Here is a 22,442-nt window from a genome sequence, read left to right as displayed (position 1 = left end):
TTCTTCCTCCTCATTTTTTAAAATCCTGTAAATCCACCAAATAGGCGAATAAAGAACGCTGTAATTTTCGTCATTTGATTTGTATACAATAAAACACCTGTTACAATCATCATTACGCCGCCAATTTTCATCATGACATTGGCATATGTAACAATCCATTTTACCTTCCCAATAAAGAATGCCATCACGAAAAATGGAACCGCAAACCCAAGAGTATACGCTGTAATATAAAGAAGTGCCCCTTCAGGATTCGTCGCGCCAAGCATGAGTACAGCTGAAAATATCGGCCCAACACATGGCGTCCATCCCGCTGCATATGTCATACCGACTAATATCGAACGAATATATCCAGTCGATTTACTTCTATACTGCACCTTTTTCTCTGCCATAAGCCACTTAGGCTGAAACAATCCAGTCATAAATAACCCCATCAAAACAATAAAAACCCCACCAATTTGTTGAATCAATTTTTGGTTAGATGAGAATGTTATTCCAATCCAGCTTACCGACAAACCTAACGCATAAAATATAACCGAAAATCCAATCATAAAAAATACGGTATGTATAATCGCTGATTTTTGCATAATCCCACGATTCTCTTTTAAATCTTGAATTGAAACACCTGTAATATAAGATAAATAAGATGGATATAGAGGTAAAGAGCATGGCGATATAAATGACAATACTCCCGCCCCAGCTACAAGCCAAATTGTTAAATCTGCTGCGTTCATTTTATTCCCCCTAAAAACACTACACCTAGTAGTGTTAATTGTTAAAAAAAGAGGCTATATGCACTCTCCGACAATAAGTACAATCGACATACAGAATAAACCTAGCGTTACATATACCGAATTTGTATGTAACGGGATAGTAAGCTTCACAACTTTTTCATTTAACACTTGCTCAATTCGTAAATTTATTGCTGTTTTTGCAAATGAAGCTGTCACACATCGATTTTCCATTGTCTTTATTTTAATTAATTTTAATAACGCGCTACCTAACTCGAATGAGGATTTCATTTTTTGCATCGCATATTTATCTGCTGCTAACTCTTGATACGTATGGTATCGCTGTAGCAGCCCTTTTAATATCGGGATGTACAACATTCCTTCTGCTAATAACGTAAAACAAAATAATTTTAGTGGATCCCGATTGTTTTGATGATATTCTTCATGAAAAACAATCGCATCAATTTCTTCCTCTGAAAACGTGTGAATTATCCCTTCTGACATGACAACTTTCGGACGAAATAATCCAATTGTAAATGCTGCAATTTCCTCGGTCGGTAATATATATATTTGTTTTCCTTTTCTAATAAAAGGTACAAGTATTTTTTGTAATTTTTTACTATAGAAAAATTGCCGCCAAACTCTTTTGCACACTATCAGTACAGTAAGTAATAATAATCCAGCTATTATGATACGAATCAACGATAGTTCTTTCATATGTTTTTCTAACTGAAACAAGCAAAACTTTGAAAGAAAGAACGCCTTATTTTGAAAAAGAAATGGATATGTAACGTAATACGTTAACATACAAAAAAAGAGAGTACTAACAATTACTGCTAACAATACGATTTTACGCATTTGCCATTTCATTTTATCGATCCTCTTTTTTTAACTGACTCAATTTATCTTCTAATTTTTTTAGTAAAGTCGGATCAGCCTGCTCTAACTCATCTAACATATGATTTACAACTAAATCTCCAAATTCCCCCATTAATTCCTGCGTCATTTTCTTCGTTTGATTGGATAAGAATTCTTCTTTTGTTTGTACAGCATGATATATGCCACTTCTTCTCACAGTCTGTTTTTCTAAGTGTAGTTTCTCTACTAACCTGTTCATAACTGTCATAACAGTATTAAAGTTCACCGGTGATTCTTCACTTAATTTCTGCTGTACTTCTTTAATGGTAATACCTTCAGTGGACCAAACAATCTCCATTATTTTCGCTTCAAGTGGTCCAAAGAAGTGATTTAACCCTTGCTCATTTAACTTATAATTTTGAGTAAACATAGTATGGCTCCTTTCACACTACAGATTGTAGTACAAATTAAATGAAAGGTCAAACACGAATGATATAAACTGCTATCCACTAATTATGAATATCCATTCATTGTAAACCTAACTTCTCTCCAAATGTATCAAATAGATACTGCTCTAATATTTGTACACTAAACTTCTCATTACGCCCAAGTGCAAATAATTCCCGATTTTTCGCTACGATAGTGTCTAACGGAATAGCTACATTATCCACTATTTTTGTAATTTCAATTATATTACTTTTCACATTGACTTCCGTTTTAAATTCAACATTCTCCAATACTATATGTGAACGTCTTCCTGATGCAAAAAAAGTAAAGTTAGGATTTTTAACGACGCCAATTTCACTCTCTAATGCATATAAATAATGAAAAATTATATCTCTATGTCCATCTTTTATTACTTTTTCATCCTTCTCATCATCTAAGTATTCTTTCAACTTCGTTGTAAATTCAAATCGAAAATCCACTTTTTTCACGCTCCTTTTTTCATTCTATACCGAATAAATATATTAATATAATTTTACCATATTGTAATACAAGTTCCTATAAAAAGTAAAAAATACGTTTGTAAAATCCCTAGTATTTCCGACGCCTTTATAAAATATATACACTCATTCAATATTAATTAATGAGTCGTTATATCCATTTAACCATATTGTTTCCATATTTTGAAACAATAGTATGCAATATTATATATCAATAAACTGTTTCTAATTCATCACTCTATATAATCATCATTCCCTTTACTATTCCAATATATTTAAACTGTATTTTCTCTTTATTCATTACATTAGAGAAGGAATGTAACTCTCTTCTATCGAATTTTTACATAACAAAAATGATTAGGTGGTGCTTTACTATGAAATTAGCTGTCATTGGTGGTGGTGATTTACAAGATTTAAATCACTTTCATATTAATGAACGACTTATAGAATTAACAAATAAACAGTACCCAAAAATATTATTCATTCCAACAGCTAGTCATGATGATGAAAGCTATATAAAATTATTTTTAGACACGTTTGAAAACCAATTCCATTGTGATGTACAAATTTTACGTACAATAACCGATATGCCTTCTAAATATGAAATAGATGAGATGATTCATTCAGCCGATTTCATTTACCTTGGTGGTGGAAACTATGTTGAAATGCTTACACAATGGAAAGAACATAAACTAGATGAGAAATTACTATTGGCTCTCGAGCAAGGAACACTCATTGCAGGGTATAGTGCTGGTGCTATGTGTTGGTTCACATCTAGTATCCGATCAGATTATGAAGGTTCTGGTTATGTAGAAAGTAACGGCTGGGGGATTGTTAACAAAAGGTTTTGCCCACATTATAATCAATTAAATAGAATGAATGCTTTTCATTCCTTTTTACAAAATCACCAAGGTAATATAGAGGGGATTGCACTAGAAGATGATTGCGCTTTATATATTACAGAAGAATCCTTTGAAATTATCGGTGCACCAGAAAAAGCGTGGGAGTTTTATATGAGTGATAAAAAACTTATTAGACAACATTTTGATATCACTTTAAAAAGCTATTTATAAAGTGAAACTTTAATCAGTGGGGGTTTTCTTCATCCCCACTAATTATTAGCCCTCATCAATCAGGCTTTTGCGAGATAAACATACGCTTCAAAAAAATGTCCCTAAGTATAATAACTTAGGGACATTTTCACTATTTAACTAACTAATCGTGTAATTCGTTTCTTCTGCCATGAAAGCTTATAATATGCATACTGTAATATGAGACTAACAATAAATGCTGCTGGGTATCCAATCCATATCCCTTCAATTCCAAGGCTTGTATGGTAAGAAAGATAATATGCTACTGGTACTTCAACTAGCCAAATTGATACAACACCAATAACAGTTGGCCATAATACTGTACCACTCGCTCGCATTGTCGCACTAATAATTTGTGCATGACCGAAAATTAAATAACTCCATAATGTAATCATAACTAAACTATGAGCAATATCAATTGTAGTTTGACTCGTTAAAAATAGTGATAAAATGTCTCTTGAGAACAAGTAAATAAGAGATATTAACATACCACCGATAACATAGTTCATAATAATTCCAGCCTTTACAACTTTCTGCAATCGATCAAATTGATTTGCACCAATTGATTGTGCCGCAAAAATAGAGACTGTAATGCCAAGGCTAACGGCTGGCATTTGTACATAACTGGCAACTTGATTCACGACGCCATAAGCAGCTGTTGCATCCGAACCATAACGATTTACAAACGCGATTACCGCAATTTCAGATAATGAAACTAATATCATATTAATACTCGCTGGAATACCGAGTCGTAGCAATAGCTTTAACAACTCACCATCCATTCGAAGGTATTTCCTTACCGTTCCATCTAGTTGTAGTGGATGATTTTTCTTCTTTAAATACACTAGCATGACAATAAACGTAATAACTGTCGATATAACAGAAGCATATGCTGCTCCATACACATCTAATTTCGGAGCTCCTAACCAGCCAAAAATAAGAATTGGTAATAAGATCATATTTAGCGCTGTACTTACAATTAAAAAGTAAAATGGCGTTTTAGAATCTCCTGTCCCTCTCATAAATGTTGTGTATGCAAAATATAAAAATAATACTGGCATCGATATAAATAAAATTCTTGCATAATGTACACTTATTTCAATTATATTTTCTGGCGTTCCCATTAGACGCATAATATCCATTGCAAAAATACTGCCTATTATCGCCAATGCAACTCCGATAATAAACGTAAATGTAAGTGTCGTACCAACGATAGCTTTTAAACGATCTTCATTTTTAGCGCCAAACGCCTGACCAATTAAAATAGAACTACCCGACCCAATTCCAATTACGAATGAAACGAGTAGGAAAAATAACGGAAAGAATGCTGATATAGCTGCTAAATCATTGACACCAAGCCATCTCCCTACTACGACCATACCAAATAATTGTCCAACTGATTGAAGTACATTACTTAATAATAACGGTACTAAAAACATAGACATCGATTTCCAAATCGGTTTACTCTCACTTTCTAACTTATGTGACTCCACACCTTCTTTATTGTTATCTGTAGGTGGTTTCAAATTACATTTCTCCTTTTATTAAAAATCTTTTTTCCATCTCTATCTCTTTGTATAGTTGTTATAATGATTTGCTTCTATTCATTTTCTTTCCGCATTATTATAACTTCACCCAATATTGACTTCCATCTACTGTTCTATCTAAAAATCCATATTCAATTAAATATCTTCTTAAAGTCACGAAATCTGGATATACATTTTCTAAAATTGTATTCACTTCTTTTTCGGAATACTTTTGATTACTATCAAACTTTTTCACTAAGTGACGTAATATAATTAATTTACGCTTTTGCTTCTTCGGAAATTTAGAAAGCGGCCCATCTAATCCATCTATAAAATGAGTTTTTAATACTTCATCATTTTCTTCTTCCGTAATATTATATCGATCATCCACCATCGTTGCTGTTCTATGAATTGGTACAAATTTCGTTTGTACCTTCGATTTTTCTTCTGATAATTCCATTAACGCTAAAAATACTTTTGCTTGCTTCATCTTCTCTCGCAATGTAAAACGATGATTACGAATCGTCGATGTGCTACCGCCGTCCATCTCTTTTACAATTTCTTTATCATTCAGTCCCATATGGAAAAACTGAACCATCTTCTTTTGTAAATCGGTTAAACCAGTAAACTTCTTATCAAGATTTAATAAATAATCAAACATAGACGTATGCTCACTATGCATATGCAATTGGACAAACTTCTCTGCTTCATACAAAACTTGATTATGTTGATAAATAACTCCTTTAATAAACGCTTCTCCACATGCTAAACAAATATACTCCTCTGCTTCCTCATCAAACACATACCCTTTTTTCAATTCCTCTACCGACGCATCCCAAAACTTCTCTGAAATATCGTTCACACTAAACACTCCTTCAAAATGTTTATTTAAAAACAAACAAATTACAATTACGTTTATTATCACTTCATCATCTTAACATACAGAAATCAGACATTTCAATGTTTCGTTTACCTATTTTGCAAACTTTTATAAAATCATCTATAAATTTCTCAAATAACCGCTAACTATAATGAAATTATTATTCCATGGAGAAACTGTAATAACTTAATTAAAGTGATATCCGAAATGAAACAAACCCTCTATTTACCCCCTATCAAATATTCCATTTTAACTACAAAAAAGGCGCTTCCTTTTATGGAAGCACCCTTTCATCTTTTATATTTTTTGTAAACAACCTCTACTAAAACTTTACTTGTCTCTATAAATACATGTTTTCGGTTTCCATCCTCAACCATTTTATTTGAACAGCCACTCATAATCATTATACAACTAAATATGACTAGCGCTACATTTCTATTCTTATAAGCCACTTCATGCCACTCCACTATAAAAAAACTTCATTTACATTTATCCTATCAAAAAATTTTACACGAATAACAAACCCAAAAAATATGCAATCTTGCATATTTTCGCGTTTCATTAAGATATTGTGATTTAATTTATTTAAAGAACACTTTTATCGAGGTGACTTACTTGAAATTTAAAGCAAAAAAAAATCCATTTCACGTCATTTTCATTATATTATTTATAATTATTTTTTTCATTTCACTATTCTTCCAAAATGAAAATTCTATTTTTTTTACTCTTATGATGCTGTTAAATATCGTGAATCTTTCTTCATTCTATTTTTCACACTATAATATAACGAAATCATCAATTGTTGTAAAACACGGTTTCATACTGCGCACTGAAATTCCATTTGAAGACATTCGTCACATTAAATACTCTGGCAAAAAACTCCGTTCAGAAAAATGGACTCGACAGCAATTAGAAATTGATTACAATTTATTTGATGCCGTGAAAACTTTCGTACCACAAGACGAAGAAAAATTCATTTCACTCTTAAAAGAGAACTGCCCACATATAAAAGTAATCCATTCGACCACTACCAAATAATATTTCAGAACTTACAGTTGTGCAGTTGAAGAAAACATAAAAAGGGATTAAAATTTATATGTGAGAAAGAAGCCCAGATTCGAAATTTCGAATCTGGGCTTCTTCTATTATTCTTTTGGAGCGATCATTTTTTTCGGATCTACAATTTCGTCAAATTGCTCTTCTGTTAATAATCCCGATTGCAATGCTGCCTCTTTTAAAGTTAAACCATCTTTATGAGCATGTTTTGCAATTTTCGCTGCATTTTCATACCCAATATGAGGGTTTAATGCTGTAACAAGCATTAATGAACGATTCACGTTTTCGTTAATTACTTCTTCATCCGCTTCAATACCAACTGCACAATTATCATTAAACGAAACAATTGCATCCGCTAATAAGTGCGCTGATTGTAAGAAGTTATAAGCAATAACTGGTTTAAATACGTTTAACTCAAAATTCCCTTGGCTCGCAGCAAATCCGATTGTTGTATCATTTCCCATCACTTGCGCCACAACCATTGTTAACGCCTCACTTTGTGTTGGGTTTACTTTACCTGGCATAATCGAGCTTCCTGGCTCATTTGCTGGAATAATAATTTCTCCAAGACCACTACGTGGACCACTTGCAAGCCAACGTACATCGTTAGCAATCTTCATTAAATCAGCCGCTAATGCCTTTAATGCACCATGAGTATATACAACTTCATCATGGCTCGTTAATGCATGGAACTTATTTGGTGCAGAAATAAAGTTCTTACCTGTAAATTGGCTAATTTCCTCAGATACCATATCACCAAATTTAGGATGAGCATTAATACCCGTTCCAACTGCAGTACCACCAATTGCTAACTCTTTCATATATGTATTGCTCTCAGCAATCATACGCTCAGTTTTTTCAAGCATACGGTGCCATCCACTAATTTCTTGTCCCAAAGTTAACGGTGTTGCATCTTGTAAATGTGTACGACCGATTTTTATAATATGTTCAAATGCAGTTGCTTTCTCTGCTAAAGTTTCTTTTAACTTCGTAATTGCTGGTAATACGTGATTTTCTACCGCAATTACACATGCTACATGAAGCGCTGTTGGAAATGTATCGTTTGAACTTTGAGACATGTTCACATCATCATTCGGATGAATATGTACGTCAGATCCCTTTTCTTTCAAAATTTGATTCCCGCGGTTTGCAATTACTTCATTCACATTCATGTTAGATTGTGTACCACTACCCGTTTGCCATACGACAAGTGGAAAATGCTCATTCCATTTCCCTTCAATCACTTCATCAGCAGCTTCCACAATTGCTTTTGCTTTCTCTTCTGATAACTTCCCTAGTTTTTGATTGCTAAGGGCCGCACTTTTCTTTAAAATCGCAAATGCTTTTACAATTTCAAGCGGCATTTGCTCTGTTCCAATTGGGAAGTTCTCTTTACTTCTTTGTGTTTGCGCTGCCCATAATTTATCAGCCGGAACTTTTATTTCTCCTAATGTGTCTCTTTCAATTCTGTACTCCATTTTTTCATCCCCTTGAAAATTTAATACCTACATTTCTTATATTAACAGACTTCCCTTCAAATGATAAGGATTCTCACTCGTATATATAAATATTTGATATTTATTTTTTAAAATTCCTCTTGACCTAAACTTAAGTTTAGGCTGTATCCTTTCCATTGTGACCTACTAAAAAGATACTGGAGGAATTCAATATGAAAAAATACGCTTTTGTAACAGGTGCAAATAAAGGAATTGGATATGAACTCGTTCGCCAATTAGCAGAGAAAGGCTATCACGTATTTTTAGGTGCTCGCAATGAACAACTTGGTCAAGAAGCTGTGAAATCTTTAAATATTTCCAACGTTTCTTATGTTCAAGTAGATATTTCAAATTCACAATCCATTCAAAAAGCAATGAAAAAAATGTATGAAACGACTGATCACTTAGATTTACTAATCAATAACGCAGGTATAGCACTAGACTTCAATACGCTACCTAGCAAATTAAATATTGAAACTTTACGTCAAGGATTTGAAATTAACTTTTTTGGAACTTTCCAAATGATGCAAGCCTTTTTACCATCATTAAAGAAGTCAAACAACAGCAAAATAATAAATGTAACAACTGACATGGCTTCACAAACAATGTTCGCTAATGGTGAAACACATCCAATTAATGCTTTAGGATATAATTCTTCAACAACAGCTATTAACGCTTTAACATTAGCTTTTAGCAAAGAATTTGGTACTAACGGTCCAGCAGTTTTCGGGGTAACACCTGGTTTTACAACTACCGACCTTAATGGAAATGCACCTGGTGGCCATACAACCAATGAAAGTGCTAAGATTATTATTAAATATGCATTAAGTGCAACAAACTATAATGGTAAAATATTAAATAAAAACGGAATTATACCCTGGTAACAAGAGGATGAATCGCATGTATTATACAATTGGTCAAGTCGCCAAAATGCACCACTTAACTATTTCTCAAATACATTATTACGATCGACAAGGACTGTTCCCTTTTCTTCAAAGAAATGAAAAAGGAGATCGAGTTTTTAACGAAGAAGCACTCAAATATTTAGAGATGATTTTATGTTTAAAAGAAACTGGTATGCCTATTCAAAAAATAAAACAATTTATTGACTGGTCCATGGATGGAGAATCTACTATCCTTCAACGATTAGAATTAATGAAACAACAAAAGATAAATGTTTTACAGCACATTCAAGATACTGAAAAGAACTTAAAAAAGATACAACAAAAAATCACTAAATATGAGCATGAAATAACCTCAATAGCTCAAAATACAAAATAAAAAAATCACCTTCTACAATGTGTAGAAGGTGATTTTTCATTTATGATGCTTGCTTTCCTTTATCCGCATCATCTACATACCAAATGAACTTGCCTGTATATCCGTAAATAACTGCTAAAATTAACGATACAAAACTTAACCACATAAATGGAATATATGATAACGTTGCTACCCCTAAAATACCAGCCATAAAAATACCATTATCCGACCATGGAACCATACCTGAAGTTAACGTTCCACCTACTTCTGAGTTACGTGCTAATACACGACGGTCTATTTTTAGTTTATCATAGCTATCTTCCATAATTTTCGGCGTTAAAATAAGTGATACGTACATCGCACAACCAAATACGTTCGCTAAAAATGCAACGATTAATGTAGACAACGTTACATTACCTGCAGAATTTAATTTCTTCTCAAATTTCGATACGATTACTTTAAGAACACCTAGCTTTTCAAGTAATCCACCAAAACCTAAGCCAAATATAATAACGGCTACTGAGCCAAGCATACCGTTAATTCCACCACGGTTTAATAACTTATCGACAAACTCAACACCAGATTGAATTGAGAATCCATTATAAGCTGTTCCAATTGCCTCCCCAAAGTTCATCCCTTGGAAAAGAGTTGCCCAAATTGCACCGATTAAAGCTCCCATTGCAATTGTTGGCATCGACGGTTTCTTCATTGCTAATAGAACGATAACAATGACCGCTGGAACAAGCATCCATATTTTAATATCAAATTGCTTTAATAAAGCTTCTTTTAAAAACTCTACTCGGTTCAAATCTACATTATCCCCGCCGTACATCCAGCCAGCTACAGTAAACATAATACTAGTAATAATATACGCTGGAACGTCTAATACAAGCATAGCTCGAACGTGAGCAATAACATCTACTTTTGCCATAGAAGCTGCAAGAACTGTACTATCAGAAAGTGGTGATAATTTATCTCCGAAATAAGCTCCCGAAAGAACTGCACCAGCAACAAGCGGAAGTGGTAATCCAAGCCCTTCACCAATCGCCATCATAGCTATACCAGCTGTTCCAACTGTTCCCCATGATGTTCCGGTCGCAATAGAAGTTATAGAACAAATAATTAAAGTTGCCAGTAAGAATATGCTTGGGTGGATAAATTCTAATCCATAATAAATTAATGTTGGTACAACCCCACCAGCAATCCATGTTCCAATTAAAGCCCCTACTGCAACTAAAATAAGAATAGCTTCTAATCCATTAGAAATTCCTTTTGTAATTGCATCTTGCAATTCTTGATAACGAAATCCTAACCTTAATCCAAGCGCAATAACTAAAAACCATGAAATAAACAGCGCTAATTGAATTGGGAGATCAAAAATCGTTTGGAAGGAAAAGACGACAGCAAGAAATAGCATTAAAAGAACGATAATTTCTGGTATCGATGGTAATCTTACACTTTTCATTTTTTTCTCTCCTTACAAGTCGATAACATGATGTATGTCGTCTTACATGTATGTAGTATACAATTAGCGAAGACAAAACAAAATTTTCATATTATTTCGATTTATTTTTCCAGTATAATATATTGGACACCTTTTCTATTGTAAAAGTAGATGTTACTTTTCGCAATGGAAAATATAAAAAATGTTACATTTTTATTTAGATAGAATAATCTAAGAATAACTTTTTTAATATTTGCCACAATAAGATTTTTTACTATTATCTTCACCTTTTAAGGACTACCATTTTTCTCCCCAAAAAAAGCACACATCATTAAAATGATGCATGCTCCACTTTTATTTATACAAATTTTGTATTTCTTCTTTATTTTTAAGTATCTCCGAAAACTTATCACTACACCCTTTTGGAAATAATACTCCGAGTCCGTATGAATGTCCAAACTGAAAATGAGGGTGCTTCGCCTTGATCTCATCCCAAAACTTATACACGCCAAAATCACCACTTCTCACTTCAATATCATGAAATAATACAATACCGTTTTTGGAAACTTTAGGTAACCACGTTTTATAATCATGAGAAACAGCTTCATACGTATGATAGCCATCAATATGCAAAAGATTTATCGTTTCATCTTGAAACTGATCTATAGCATCATCAAAAGTAGACCGAATTAATTTTCCTATATTAAGGTAGTTAGCGCTCACAACTTTTTCTACTATTTGAAAAACCCCTTCTCCATATGGACCTGTATGCCCATCTCCAGCCCAGGTATCTACAGCAAAACATTTTGTAGTTAACCCACCATCTTTTACTCCCTGACAAAAACTGAAGAAGGAAGCACCTAGATGTGTACCTAACTCAACTAAAGTTGCTGGTTTTTCAAATCGTACTAAGTCATATGCGAAATTTAAATGCCCACTCCACGCAGATTGTGACCGAATAATAGGACTAAATTTTTCAAAGTCAAACGATGGTTTATGAGTAACCCAGTTCATTGCATATCTCCTTATACACATATTTTTAACAAACCAAATTACTCTTATCTTTATTTTTTTTTCATTGCGATTATGATTATATTTCATAAAAATATGCAGAATTTATTCTTTTGAAATTCAATTAAAGATTCATTGTCTCGCCTTCACTTTAAGCCGGATGATTGTCAAAATGATTCCTAATACAGCAAAATTTTTATGGTATATTCCAACCTTAAATCGTAATCATTATGATTTATTATTGATTTTTCCTTTCCCATCATTTATTATAAAACGTAATTATTACGATTTGAAGGAGAGATTATTTCATGAAAAAAGTACCTATCACTGTATTAAGTGGTTTTTTAGGATCTGGAAAAACTACCTTACTACATCACATTTTGACTAATAAGAACAACTTAAAAGTAGCTGTTATCGTTAATGATATGAGCGAAGTAAACATTGATGCGTCCCTTATAAAAAAAGGTGGTTTTTCACGCACAGAGGAAAAACTAGTAGAAATTCAAAATGGTTGTATTTGTTGTACACTACGAGAAGATTTAATGATAGAAGTGAATCGTCTTGTTGAAAATGGTGATATTGACTATATAGTTATTGAATCTTCTGGTATAAGTGAGCCTATTCCAGTTGCCCAAACCTTTACTTATACAGATGAAGTTCTTAACATTGATTTAACGAAAAATTGTCACCTCGATACGATGGTTACAGTTGTAGATGCACATAGATTTTGGGATGATTTTGCAGATGGAGAAAGTTTGCTAGACCGAAAACAGGCAATCGATGAAACTGATACTCGGGAAGTTATTGATTTATTAATAGATCAAATTGAGTTTGCAAATGTAATTATTCTTAATAAGATAGACCTACTAGAAAAAGAAGATGTGATAGAACTCCATCATTTACTAAAGAAATTAAATCCTAGCGCCAAGGTTATTGAATCTTCATTTAGCAAAGTACCATTGCAAGAAGTTTTAAACACAAATTTATTTAATTATGAAGAGGCCAGTCAATCGGCTGGCTGGATGCAAGAATTAAATAGTGACCATCATACACCTGAAACGGAAGAATACGGTATTCATTCCTTTGTGTACCGTCGTAAATATCCTTTTCATCCTGAACGCTTTATGAATTGGCTAGAAAAATGGCCATTAGATGTTGTAAGAGCGAAAGGATTTTTCTGGCTCGCCTCTCGTAATACTATGATAGGGCTTCTATCACAAGCTGGTTCCTCTATTACAATTCAAGGTGCTGGTGAATGGATAGCGGCATTACCTGAGGCGGAAAAAAATCAAATCATTACAGAAGAACCAGAAGTATTGAAAAACTGGGATGAACAATATGGAGATCGAATAACTGAACTCGTATTTATCGGAATTGACATGGATCGTTCTTTAATTGAACAATCATTAGATAGTTGTCTATTAACAGAAAAAGAAATGAAACAAGATTGGAATAACTTTGTTGATCCTATTCCAGCTTTTACTTATACTTCATAACAAAGTGAAAAAAGGCTTCCGTAGCATGGAGCCTTTTTTCACTTTGTAGTACTCTTATTTAACATATTTGCTTTCATAAGAAACACCATTGTACCGAAAACAATTAAGGTAGCATATCCGACACCAACTACATCACCTATTTTTTCTAAGCCAAACGGTAATAGTATAGTAGCAACTCCGACTATATAGGAAAATACTCCTGAAAGCTTCGCTAATTTATTTTTATCTCCAACAAACGTTTCTTCTTGATATCCTGCCAACAAAAACAATCTCTTTTTCACATGTATTTGATACCCTAAAAAAATGATAAGTAATCCAACAAATAAACAAACCAAAAATCCTGCTAGCATTTCAATACCACCCTCTCTACAATATTTTACCACGTACAAAAAAAATTTCGTCTCCATTATTAATAACTTTTCATCTAATTAGAAGTTTCAGTTTATTGATGCTCTTTTTTGTGATATATTGCATATTGTATCCAATATATATTTTTGGAAGGAGGATTATATGTCTTATGGATCCAAATCGATTAAAAGGAATTATAATGGTCATAATCGGTGCTTGTTTATGGGGCTTGTCCGGAACAGCTGCGCAACAACTTTTTCAATATGAAAATGTTTCAACCGAATGGTTAGTTACGATCCGTTTGCTTATATCTGGGGTTATTCTACTCATTATTTCATCATTCGGAACGAGAAAAAAAGAGATTTTTGCCATCTGGAAGCAAAAATCCGACGCTAGTAAAATGATTTTGTTCGGTCTTTTCGGCATGCTTGCTGTACAGTATACGTACTTCGCCTCTATTAAAGAAGGAAACGCTGCTGTTGCAACTTTGTTACAATATTTAGCCCCTATATTTATCACTGTATACTTACTTTTCAAATGGAACGTTCGTCCATCAAAAATTGATTATATTTCAATTACACTCTCATTAGTAGGGACTTTTCTCTTATTAACAAACGGGTCTATGTATAACTTAGCTGTATCTACACCAGCTATCATTTGGGGCATTTTATCTGGACTATCTCTTGCATTTTATAGTTTGTATTCAAAAAAATTGTTAGAAAAGTGGTCTTCATCTGTTATCGTTGGCTGGGGTATGATTATTGGGGGTATTGGTGTAACGATTTTACACTTTGTTTCCACAAACGAATTCATTTTATTATCCACTATAAAGTATGTAAAACTAAGTACCCTCCCGCTCATTACATTTGTAGTCATTTTCGGGACACTCATAGCATTTTATTTGTACTTAGATAGTATAAGATACCTTACGCCGAAAGAAACAACGTTATTTGGTTGTACAGAGCCGCTCGCAGCTATTATTTCTTCCGTACTTATTTTGCACGTACCGTTTCAATCTTTTCAGTTATTAGGTGCTTTTTGTGTCATTGTAATGGTGCTTATATTAAGCCAAAAGCCGGATGAAGGAAAACCGAAGCTAAAACTTATGAGTAGAAAAAAACAAAACATACAATGAAAGGATTGAATTATTTATGCCTGTCCCTCAAAATTATAAAAAACCTGGAAGAGTTTCCGCAAAGTCACTCGTTTTAACCCAACTACAAGATTGGATTATAGAAGGTGTATTACAACCAGATGAAAAAATTAATGATGGGGAATTGGCGGAAGCACTAGGTGTAAGCAGAACACCAGTTAGAGAAGCTTTACAAATTTTAGAGCTTTCTGGGCTAGTAGAAATGATTCCCGGTCAAAAAACGAAAATTGCTCCTATTAAATTAGAAGACGTATCTATCATTTATGAGACGCTGGCCGGTCTTCACTCAATTATAGGAAAACAAGCACTTCAAAAAGTTACAGATGCTGATATTAAACTACTTTCCGAGATAAATGATACTTTTCAACAATCTATACATGAAAAAGATTCAAAAAAAGCTTTAAAACTAGATATACAATTTCACAATACAATTACTTCTATTGCTAAAAACCGATATATTGAACCTTTTCTAGAAAATATGCAGCTTCACGTTTTACGACTTGAATATTTGTTTTTCCAAAACTTTGTACCTGCAAGTCAATCTATTAAAGAACATCACTCTATCATTCAAGCACTTCAAAAGCAGGACGAAAAACAAATGGAACAAATGATGGCTCAAAACTGGCTCCGTCCCATGAAAGAAATACAAAAAATGATTTCTATGAAAGAATAAGAAAGCTGGTTACACAAAAATGTAACCAGCTCCCTCTTTACTAATCTATATGCTATGCCTGAATATTCGCGTAATCTTCAATATCTTCGTACTCTTTTTCCAATTCCTCTAAAGATAGCTCGTATAATTGTCTGTCGCGAATCTTAAACACCCCTGCTCCAATTAACTCATCAATTAAATGCCTCTTACGATTTTCAACAGCAAAACGGAGTTGACTACTCATCTTTTAAAAAACTCCTTTCTACGATCATTGAAAATGATAATCTTTATCAATTACCACTTTTGATTATAAAAGATGATTCTTAATAAGTAAAGTAATCTTATGAAATATTTACCTTACAAAGTATTTGTGGCCACATTATATATATGTATGCCCTGCGAAAAATGTTATGACACTTTTTCTGATCCTTTTTCTTTCATACTTTGCAAGTTGTCTCGCTATGATAAAACTCACCTTCCATTTCTACTTGGATGGTGACATGTTCTACATGAAACTTCTCCTTTAATACATCCGTAGCCTCTTTTAATACACTTTGCGTTTCATTACCTTTTATAATTAGGTGGCAAGTTAATACTTGAAAATCCGATGTGACAGACCATATGTGCAAATCATGAACTTCTTTTACAATCGCAATCGTTAATAATGTATTTTTCACCTCATCCATATCTATGTGCTGCGGTGCACCTTCCATTAATATATGGACTGTATCACGTGTTACACGCCACCCACTAATAACGACTAAAATAGACACAAGAATACTAGCAATTGCGTCTGCAACATTCCATCCTAAAAATTTAATAAGTAACGCAGCAATAATCGCTCCAACTGACCCTAATAGATCACCTAGTACGTGTAAGAAAGCACTTCTTAAGTTCAAATTACCTTTCACATCTCCGCCTCTCATTAATATCCAAGCTGATAAAATATTAATAAGCAAACCAAGTACAGCAATAATGAGCATCCCATTACTAGCAATCTCAACTGGTTCTTTAAAACGACGAATTGCTTCAATAAAAATGTATATAGAAATGACGATAAGAACGACACCGTTACATAATGCCGCTAACATTTCGACGCGCTTATACCCGTATGTTTTTGCAGTCGTCGCTGCTTTTTCTCCAAGCTTAAACGCAAGTAAACTTAAAGCCAAGGATACTGCATCACTTAACATATGCCCCGCGTCAGATAATAGTGCTAAACTATTTGTTACAAATCCGCCAATAACTTCAGCAACCATAAAGCTTGTTGTTAGTAAGAATGCAAGTAGTAACGCCTTTTTATTTTTAGAATGCCCGTGATCATGTGAATGTCCCATACTTATACTCCTTTAAGTGCCATATCTGTATGTTAGTATGAAACAAACTCCCCATCTTTATCCCGAATTGACCGCCCGTAACCCCCGCTTCCTCTGTATACACACTTCGCTACTTTTTAAACAATCCCTTTTTCTCAAATAAAAACAAGACTACTTCTTTTTTATTTTCATATTGTTTACTATTGAAAGAAATTTTAAGGAGGTTACGAAAATGAAACGTTTATTTCTCTGTATGGAGCGTGAACTTGTTGTAGTGAAAGAACAAGATGGTAACTACGAAACGACTTGTCACTTGCAAAATATGCAACCTACCTGTATTGCCGTTGATCCGTTCCAACAAAATCGTATATATTGCGGAACATTTGGACGAGGTTTATGGTTAAGCGACGATGGCGGAGATTCGTGGAGACCAATTGGGGATTCCTATCGCTACTTTGATTTCCCTAAAGAAGATGGTATTTTACACTCCTCTATCACTTCTATAACGATAAGCCCTAATGAACAAGTTAACGAATATGGAGTCGTTTATGTAGGGACTGAACCGAGCGCTTTATTCCGTTCAGAAAACGGTGGTGAAACATGGACGGAACTTAAAAATATGAAATCATTATTATCTTCTTATACGTGGGCTTTCCCGCCTAGACCTTTTACCCATCACGTACGCTGGATCACAGTTGATCCAAACAATCCAAATACAATTCACGTTTCAATCGAAGCTGGTGCTGTTATTCAAAGTAACGATAAAGGGCATACATGGATTGATAAAAAATTCGGTGCTCCTATCGACGCCCATCAATTACTCATGCACCCCGAAGCCCCCAATCGCCTTTATGCATCATGTGGTGACGGATTTATGGGCGGACCTGATCGTGCCTATCTTGAAAGTTATAACAGTGGAAACAGCTGGATCTCATGTAGTGAAGGACTTGAGCATCATTATTTATACAGCATGGCTATCGATCCAGCTGATTGCGATACTGTTCTCGTTTCTGCTGCGCCAAGTGCCGATCTCGCTCATCACCGTATTCCTTATGAATCTTATATATATCGAAAAACGAAAGATACTCCTTTTGAGCAAGTACAGCAAGGACTACCGTCTGCAATCGGTACAGTCATTTCGATGTTTGCGACAAATCCAGCAGAACCACATACGTTTTACACTTTAAATAACAATGGCGTCTTTCAATCCAATGATAGCGGCGAATCGTGGGAACAACTAAACATTCCGTGGAAAGATGAGTATAAAACGCAGCATCCGCATGCTTTACTCATAACTAGTTTTTAACGAAAAAGAGACTGCCTAATGTTTTTAGGCAGTCTCTCTTTTATTTCTTTAAATCAATTACAATATCATCTAACACAATACCCTTATTGCCTCCCAGTTTTCGAGACACGAAACTCTCCTTTACTTGTCCTCCAACTATTGTTACCGAACCATAATTTTCAGGAGTGTGAATTCTTAAATTAACGTGAGGCGTTATTATTAGCTTGGTTGCATTCTCATTGAGTTGTTGGAATGTTTTACTCCAATTAAAATTATAAGAATCCTCACCTGAGCCTCCATTTCCTTCCCCAGAATACTGATTACCTAAATCATCCCTCACTTCTAAATCGATATCCACTCCATCCCATACACCCCTTATTTCTTGAGATACTTCTTGATTGTAGTATAAAATAAACGACATTGGTGTTATTTCCATTCTCTCCATATTTACTTTTACACCATCTTTTTCTGTACTACCTCTAATCAATTGCTCTTTATTTTCTATTCCTCTTAGATTAATATTAAAATTCCAATCCCCTTTTATCGTTTCTTCTGTTTCTAAAATGTCTATACTTTTTATACTCCATTCAATGTTCACTGTAGTTTCTTTACTACTAACTAGATCGCTGCTTGTTTTTATTAAACCTGTATATTTTCTATCAGCGACTTTAGTAATTTCATTGCTTCCTGATTGGGCACCTGCTCCTTTAATAGTTAAAAAATCCAATGTACTTGGATTTTTGCCTAAATCTCTGTTACTTTCTATAGAGTAGTTTATTGATACTGTCTTCCCATCGAAAATCGCATCATTTACCGTTATCTTAATTCCATTGCTTTCTTTTATCATATTTAGTACTATAGCGTATTGTTTATAATTATTATGAAGCTCCGCCGTCTTCTCTACGTCAGCTTTATAATTTTCATATAACCCTGTTCTACCATTATCTAAAAATCGGAATATGTCCCCTACTATTGGTAGTCCTCCAGCGTATGTAGGAAATCCGATGCCAAGCATGGCAACCGATACGCCGACTAAAATAGATGCTGCAGCAACACCTTTTTTCCAACTTTTCATCTTTTTCTTCGTACGTATCGACTGTTTTAAGTTACGCTTCACTTTTTCTTTTTCAATTTCAGAAGTCCCAATTTCCTCAAGTTCTTTTTCATCTATATCAATATCATTTAATAGTTCATAAATATCTTTCATATTGCACTACCTCCAAAACTAATATTCGTAGCATTTTGTTGTAGTTTCTTTTTCCCACGGTACACGCGATTATCGATCGCTGCCCGAGTTAACCCTAACTTGTCTCCTATTTCTTCTGTCTTCATACCGAGAAGATATTTCATAATGAATACTTTTTGATCTAACGGTTCCAATTGATTAATAAGATTCAATAATTCTTCCCTATCTTCCATAACGATTAATTCGTCTTCTGCCGATTTTTTGGTACTAATATGAAACTCATCTGAAATGATTTCTACTTTTTTATTCGCTTTTCGGTAATAATCAATTGCTTTAAACTTTGCAATTGCCGCAATCCATTTTTTAAAGTCACTCGGCTCTCCATGAAATTTATTTGCGTTATTCCAAATGGAAAGAAATATATCATTTATGCATTCCTCCATCAATCCATCATTTTGAACTGGAAGAAGAACTTTATGCGTGATCCCCTTTATGAGTGGTAAGTATGTATCAACAACAAATTCTAAGGCATCTTCTTTTTGCCGCTGTAATCTTTTTATAAAATTTTTCTCATTTGATTTCATGTAGCGATTCCCCTTATTTTTTTGTAAAAGCTTTTACACCCTATATAACGTCCTGAAAAATGTTTTCTCTCATCTTTTTTATTATTTTTTTATGTAATGGAATACTTTTCCTCAGCCATTGTCTCATATAACTTTGCATTTGAAGAAAATTTTCTCAAGTCTACAGTTTAATTCATGTAGTACACTATTTATGTAGTCATTCTTTAACTTAGTGTACATTTTATTTTGTTAATCTACTTTTAATTATTTTAAATTAGGAGATGAGATGTGTATGTGTGGAATTACAGGCTGGGTAGATTGGAAGAAGGACCTTTCCAATGAACATGTTGTTTTAGAAAAGATAGCGAATAGTATTGAGCATCGTGGTCCGGATGCTGAAGGATTTTGGTTTTCACCTAGAGCGGCTTTTGCACACCGGCGATTAATTGTAATTGATCCAGAAGGCGGGACACAACCAAAAACATTCCGTGCTGGTGATTATACGTATGCTCTTACTTATAATGGAGAAATTTATAATTTCCGTGAGCTGAGAGAGCAACTTCAAAAATGTGGACATGCATTTGAAACTCATTCAGATACAGAAGTGTTACTACATGCTTATTTAGAATGGAAAGAAGACTGCGTACAACATTTAAATGGAATTTTCGCTTTCGCCTTATGGGATGATCAGAAACAACAATTATTTTTAGCACGCGATCATTTAGGTGTAAAACCACTTTTTTATACAGAAAGAAATGACAGTATTATTTTCGGTTCTGAAATTAAAGCATTATTAGCGCATCCATCTGTCCCTGCTGAAGTTGATGCGGATGGAATAAATGAAATATTTGGATTAGGGTTATTTCGAACTCCAGGATGTGGTGTGTTTAAGCATATTCAAGAAGTACGTGCTGGACATTCTATAACATTTACACGTGATAAAAAAGTAGTTACGAAGTATTGGAACTTAGAAAGTAAGATCCATACAGACTCTATAGAAGATACATCTTCTCATATTTTATCTATTTTACAAGATACAGTAAAAAGACAATTAATTGCCGATGTTCCACTCGTTTGTATGTTATCAGGCGGATTAGATTCTAGTGGTATTACTGCACTTGCGGGGAAAGAATTTGCAGAGGAACACAAAACACTTCACACATATTCAATCGACTTTTTAAATAGCGCGAAAGATTTCGAACTGACATTTGCTCGAACTGGTCTAGATGCTCCTTGGGTAAAACGTGTTTCTGAACATGTAGGGACGTCGCATCATGACATTATTGTGAATGCTGAAGAATTAGCAAATCACTTATTCGTTCCCCTTCATGCGAAAGACTTACCAAGTGCAGGCGAAATGGAAACTTCACTATATTTACTATTTTGCGAAATGAAAAAAGATGCAACTGTAGCTTTATCCGGGGAATCTGCCGATGAAGTATTCGGTGGGTATCCTTGGTTTCATCAAGAAGAACTATTATATGTAGATAAGTTTCCATGGTTAACAAACTGGAAAAACACATCTTCTCTATTATTAAACGACGTATCAAAGCAATGTAATCCTGAGCATTATATTCATACACGATTCCATGAAGCTGTTCTTGAAGTACCTACTCTTGAAGGGGAAAGTAAAAAATCCGCGAAACAACGCCAAATGTTTTATTTATTTTTAACGAGATTTCTCCCGTTCTTACTTGATCGTAAAGACCGTATGAGCATGGCTGTAGGATTTGAAGTTCGTGTACCGTTTTGCGATTATAGATTAGTTGAATATTTATGGAACGTTCCTTTCAACATAAAAAGTATTGATAATATTGAAAAAGGCATTTTACGTAGAGCACTAAAACCAGCTTTACCTGACGATATACGAAATAGAAGAAAAAGCGCTTATCCAACTTCACAAGACCCACACTACTTACAAACGATTCGTAATTTAACACTTGATATGTGTAGTAATAAAAACAATCCTATTTTCTCACTCATTAACCATTCCATTCTACTTTCAATTGCTGATCAAAGTAATAAAGAGATTAACACTTTTGAAGCGAGGAGTGCTATGGAGTATATGCTACAAGTAAATGAATGGTTGAAAACGTATCATATTCATATTGCTTAACAAAAAGGAGTTCAAGGACAACAAACCTTGAAC

At 33.9% G+C, this 22,442-nt stretch carries 23 protein-coding genes; 9 read left to right on the top strand and 14 right to left on the bottom strand.

Going from position 1 to position 22,442, the window contains the following annotated elements:
* Positions 1-17: 17 nt before the first annotated feature.
* The 4 genes from ccdA to BTOYO_RS21850 all read right to left on the bottom strand — a co-directional run bounded on the left by ccdA (position 18) and on the right by BTOYO_RS21850 (position 2,512).
* Entirely contained in the window at positions 18-731 is a 714-nt protein-coding gene (gene ccdA, locus BTOYO_RS21865; RefSeq protein ID WP_000990446.1) for a cytochrome c-type biogenesis protein CcdA, read from the bottom strand.
* Positions 732-785: 54 nt separating this feature from the next.
* Positions 786-1,598 carry a M56 family metallopeptidase gene (locus BTOYO_RS21860; RefSeq protein ID WP_000871944.1) on the bottom strand — a complete coding sequence of 271 codons (813 nt, stop codon included), beginning with the start codon at positions 1,596-1,598 and terminating at the stop codon, positions 786-788.
* A 1-nt stretch (position 1,599) separates the two neighbouring features.
* Positions 1,600-2,016, bottom strand: coding sequence for a BlaI/MecI/CopY family transcriptional regulator (locus BTOYO_RS21855; protein ID WP_000495072.1), 417 nt, complete (start codon positions 2,014-2,016; stop codon positions 1,600-1,602).
* 97 nt (positions 2,017-2,113) lie between these two features.
* Positions 2,114-2,512: a DUF3942 family protein gene (locus BTOYO_RS21850; RefSeq protein WP_000347531.1), complete on the bottom strand. Its 399-nt coding sequence runs from the start codon at positions 2,510-2,512 to the stop codon at positions 2,114-2,116.
* Positions 2,513-2,904: 392 nt separating this feature from the next.
* Between BTOYO_RS21850 and BTOYO_RS21845 the strand changes: the two genes are divergently transcribed.
* The gene (locus tag BTOYO_RS21845) at positions 2,905-3,603 is read left to right on the top strand and encodes a peptidase E (protein WP_000762103.1); all 699 of its coding nucleotides are present in this window, start codon (positions 2,905-2,907) and stop codon (positions 3,601-3,603) included.
* A 134-nt stretch (positions 3,604-3,737) separates the two neighbouring features.
* Here the strand turns inward: BTOYO_RS21845 and BTOYO_RS21840 are convergent, their stop codons facing one another.
* Together BTOYO_RS21840 and BTOYO_RS21835 are read right to left on the bottom strand one after the other, a co-directional pair.
* Entirely contained in the window at positions 3,738-5,147 is a 1,410-nt protein-coding gene (locus BTOYO_RS21840; RefSeq protein ID WP_000804166.1) for an MATE family efflux transporter, read from the bottom strand.
* Positions 5,148-5,244: 97 nt separating this feature from the next.
* Positions 5,245-6,009, bottom strand: a complete 765-nt coding sequence (locus tag BTOYO_RS21835) for a DUF2087 domain-containing protein (protein WP_000997951.1) — start codon at positions 6,007-6,009, stop codon at positions 5,245-5,247.
* 633 nt (positions 6,010-6,642) lie between these two features.
* On the opposite strand from BTOYO_RS21835, the gene BTOYO_RS21830 reads away from it, so the two are divergent.
* Positions 6,643-7,065, top strand: a complete 423-nt coding sequence (locus BTOYO_RS21830) for a PH domain-containing protein (RefSeq protein ID WP_000669052.1) — start codon at positions 6,643-6,645, stop codon at positions 7,063-7,065.
* Between the two features lie 107 nt (positions 7,066-7,172).
* Here BTOYO_RS21830 and fumC read toward each other — a convergent pair whose 3' ends face one another.
* The gene (gene fumC, locus BTOYO_RS21825; RefSeq protein ID WP_000456622.1) at positions 7,173-8,561 is read right to left on the bottom strand and encodes a class II fumarate hydratase; all 1,389 of its coding nucleotides are present in this window, start codon (positions 8,559-8,561) and stop codon (positions 7,173-7,175) included.
* 191 nt (positions 8,562-8,752) lie between these two features.
* Here fumC and BTOYO_RS21820 point away from each other — a divergent pair, with 191 nt between their 5' ends.
* Both BTOYO_RS21820 and BTOYO_RS21815 read left to right on the top strand, forming a co-directional pair.
* Positions 8,753-9,463, top strand: a complete 711-nt coding sequence (locus tag BTOYO_RS21820) for an SDR family NAD(P)-dependent oxidoreductase (RefSeq protein WP_000759569.1) — start codon at positions 8,753-8,755, stop codon at positions 9,461-9,463.
* A gap of 16 nt (positions 9,464-9,479) precedes the next feature.
* Positions 9,480-9,860: a MerR family transcriptional regulator gene (locus BTOYO_RS21815; protein WP_000291852.1), complete on the top strand. Its 381-nt coding sequence runs from the start codon at positions 9,480-9,482 to the stop codon at positions 9,858-9,860.
* 40 nt (positions 9,861-9,900) lie between these two features.
* On the opposite strand, the gene nhaC is transcribed toward BTOYO_RS21815, so the two are convergent.
* Both nhaC and BTOYO_RS21805 read right to left on the bottom strand, forming a co-directional pair.
* Positions 9,901-11,304: a Na+/H+ antiporter NhaC gene (gene nhaC, locus BTOYO_RS21810; RefSeq protein ID WP_000843971.1), complete on the bottom strand. Its 1,404-nt coding sequence runs from the start codon at positions 11,302-11,304 to the stop codon at positions 9,901-9,903.
* 333 nt (positions 11,305-11,637) lie between these two features.
* Positions 11,638-12,297 (bottom strand): class I SAM-dependent methyltransferase, encoded by a 660-nt coding sequence (locus BTOYO_RS21805; protein ID WP_001104663.1) that lies wholly within the window; start codon positions 12,295-12,297, stop codon positions 11,638-11,640.
* A 305-nt stretch (positions 12,298-12,602) separates the two neighbouring features.
* Between BTOYO_RS21805 and BTOYO_RS21800 the strand changes: the two genes are divergently transcribed.
* Entirely contained in the window at positions 12,603-13,790 is a 1,188-nt protein-coding gene (locus BTOYO_RS21800; RefSeq protein WP_000757683.1) for a GTP-binding protein, read from the top strand.
* Between the two features lie 38 nt (positions 13,791-13,828).
* Here the strand turns inward: BTOYO_RS21800 and BTOYO_RS21795 are convergent, their stop codons facing one another.
* Complete coding sequence (locus BTOYO_RS21795; RefSeq protein WP_000879378.1) at positions 13,829-14,140, bottom strand: DUF3784 domain-containing protein; 312 nt, start codon at positions 14,138-14,140, stop codon at positions 13,829-13,831.
* Positions 14,141-14,307: 167 nt separating this feature from the next.
* Here BTOYO_RS21795 and BTOYO_RS21790 point away from each other — a divergent pair, with 167 nt between their 5' ends.
* Together BTOYO_RS21790 and BTOYO_RS21785 are read left to right on the top strand one after the other, a co-directional pair.
* Positions 14,308-15,273, top strand: a complete 966-nt coding sequence (locus BTOYO_RS21790) for a DMT family transporter (protein WP_000371443.1) — start codon at positions 14,308-14,310, stop codon at positions 15,271-15,273.
* Positions 15,274-15,289: 16 nt separating this feature from the next.
* Positions 15,290-15,964: a GntR family transcriptional regulator gene (locus BTOYO_RS21785; RefSeq protein WP_001145066.1), complete on the top strand. Its 675-nt coding sequence runs from the start codon at positions 15,290-15,292 to the stop codon at positions 15,962-15,964.
* Positions 15,965-16,016: 52 nt separating this feature from the next.
* Here the strand turns inward: BTOYO_RS21785 and fbpA are convergent, their stop codons facing one another.
* Both fbpA and BTOYO_RS21775 read right to left on the bottom strand, forming a co-directional pair.
* Positions 16,017-16,187 (bottom strand): Fur-regulated basic protein FbpA, encoded by a 171-nt coding sequence (gene fbpA / locus BTOYO_RS21780; protein WP_000098300.1) that lies wholly within the window; start codon positions 16,185-16,187, stop codon positions 16,017-16,019.
* Positions 16,188-16,380: 193 nt separating this feature from the next.
* Complete coding sequence (locus tag BTOYO_RS21775) at positions 16,381-17,280, bottom strand: cation diffusion facilitator family transporter (RefSeq protein ID WP_000510055.1); 900 nt, start codon at positions 17,278-17,280, stop codon at positions 16,381-16,383.
* 211 nt (positions 17,281-17,491) lie between these two features.
* Between BTOYO_RS21775 and BTOYO_RS21770 the strand changes: the two genes are divergently transcribed.
* Complete coding sequence (locus tag BTOYO_RS21770) at positions 17,492-18,565, top strand: WD40/YVTN/BNR-like repeat-containing protein (RefSeq protein ID WP_000825308.1); 1,074 nt, start codon at positions 17,492-17,494, stop codon at positions 18,563-18,565.
* Positions 18,566-18,605: 40 nt separating this feature from the next.
* Here the strand turns inward: BTOYO_RS21770 and BTOYO_RS21765 are convergent, their stop codons facing one another.
* Positions 18,606-19,751: a DUF4179 domain-containing protein gene (locus BTOYO_RS21765; protein WP_000653164.1), complete on the bottom strand. Its 1,146-nt coding sequence runs from the start codon at positions 19,749-19,751 to the stop codon at positions 18,606-18,608.
* Entirely contained in the window at positions 19,748-20,314 is a 567-nt protein-coding gene (locus tag BTOYO_RS21760) for a sigma-70 family RNA polymerase sigma factor (RefSeq protein WP_000840025.1), read from the bottom strand. The genes BTOYO_RS21765 and BTOYO_RS21760 overlap by 4 nt, the downstream gene beginning before the upstream one ends.
* Before the next feature lie 271 nt (positions 20,315-20,585).
* Between BTOYO_RS21760 and asnB the strand changes: the two genes are divergently transcribed.
* Positions 20,586-22,409: an asparagine synthase (glutamine-hydrolyzing) gene (asnB, locus tag BTOYO_RS21755; protein ID WP_023441211.1), complete on the top strand. Its 1,824-nt coding sequence runs from the start codon at positions 20,586-20,588 to the stop codon at positions 22,407-22,409.
* Positions 22,410-22,442: the final 33 nt, after the last annotated feature.

It is taken from the genome of Bacillus toyonensis BCT-7112 (assembly GCF_000496285.1).
GTDB classification, from domain to species: Bacteria; Bacillota; Bacilli; order Bacillales; family Bacillaceae_G; genus Bacillus_A; species Bacillus_A toyonensis.
The sequence above is the reverse complement of the archived record's forward strand: the minus strand, read 5'-3'. Positions and strand labels throughout refer to the sequence as shown.

Excerpts from the sequence above, each read along its gene's own strand:
- ccdA (WP_000990446.1), bottom strand. The coding sequence starts at position 731 with ATGAACGCAGCAGATTTAACAATTTGGCTTGTAGCTGGGGCGGGAGTA.
- BTOYO_RS21860 (WP_000871944.1), bottom strand. The coding sequence starts at position 1,598 with ATGAAATGGCAAATGCGTAAAATCGTATTGTTAGCAGTAATTGTTAGT.
- BTOYO_RS21855 (WP_000495072.1), bottom strand. The coding sequence starts at position 2,016 with ATGTTTACTCAAAATTATAAGTTAAATGAGCAAGGGTTAAATCACTTC.
- BTOYO_RS21845 (WP_000762103.1), top strand. The coding sequence starts at position 2,905 with ATGAAATTAGCTGTCATTGGTGGTGGTGATTTACAAGATTTAAATCAC.
- fumC (WP_000456622.1), bottom strand. The coding sequence starts at position 8,561 with ATGGAGTACAGAATTGAAAGAGACACATTAGGAGAAATAAAAGTTCCG.
- BTOYO_RS21820 (WP_000759569.1), top strand. The coding sequence starts at position 8,753 with ATGAAAAAATACGCTTTTGTAACAGGTGCAAATAAAGGAATTGGATAT.
- BTOYO_RS21815 (WP_000291852.1), top strand. The coding sequence starts at position 9,480 with ATGTATTATACAATTGGTCAAGTCGCCAAAATGCACCACTTAACTATT.
- nhaC (WP_000843971.1), bottom strand. The coding sequence starts at position 11,304 with ATGAAAAGTGTAAGATTACCATCGATACCAGAAATTATCGTTCTTTTA.
- BTOYO_RS21805 (WP_001104663.1), bottom strand. The coding sequence starts at position 12,297 with ATGAACTGGGTTACTCATAAACCATCGTTTGACTTTGAAAAATTTAGT.
- BTOYO_RS21800 (WP_000757683.1), top strand. The coding sequence starts at position 12,603 with ATGAAAAAAGTACCTATCACTGTATTAAGTGGTTTTTTAGGATCTGGA.
- BTOYO_RS21795 (WP_000879378.1), bottom strand. The coding sequence starts at position 14,140 with ATGCTAGCAGGATTTTTGGTTTGTTTATTTGTTGGATTACTTATCATT.
- BTOYO_RS21790 (WP_000371443.1), top strand. The coding sequence starts at position 14,308 with ATGGATCCAAATCGATTAAAAGGAATTATAATGGTCATAATCGGTGCT.
- BTOYO_RS21785 (WP_001145066.1), top strand. The coding sequence starts at position 15,290 with ATGCCTGTCCCTCAAAATTATAAAAAACCTGGAAGAGTTTCCGCAAAG.
- fbpA (WP_000098300.1), bottom strand. The coding sequence starts at position 16,187 with ATGAGTAGTCAACTCCGTTTTGCTGTTGAAAATCGTAAGAGGCATTTA.
- BTOYO_RS21775 (WP_000510055.1), bottom strand. The coding sequence starts at position 17,280 with ATGGGACATTCACATGATCACGGGCATTCTAAAAATAAAAAGGCGTTA.
- BTOYO_RS21770 (WP_000825308.1), top strand. The coding sequence starts at position 17,492 with ATGAAACGTTTATTTCTCTGTATGGAGCGTGAACTTGTTGTAGTGAAA.
- BTOYO_RS21765 (WP_000653164.1), bottom strand. The coding sequence starts at position 19,751 with ATGAAAGATATTTATGAACTATTAAATGATATTGATATAGATGAAAAA.
- BTOYO_RS21760 (WP_000840025.1), bottom strand. The coding sequence starts at position 20,314 with ATGAAATCAAATGAGAAAAATTTTATAAAAAGATTACAGCGGCAAAAA.
- asnB (WP_023441211.1), top strand. The coding sequence starts at position 20,586 with ATGTGTGGAATTACAGGCTGGGTAGATTGGAAGAAGGACCTTTCCAAT.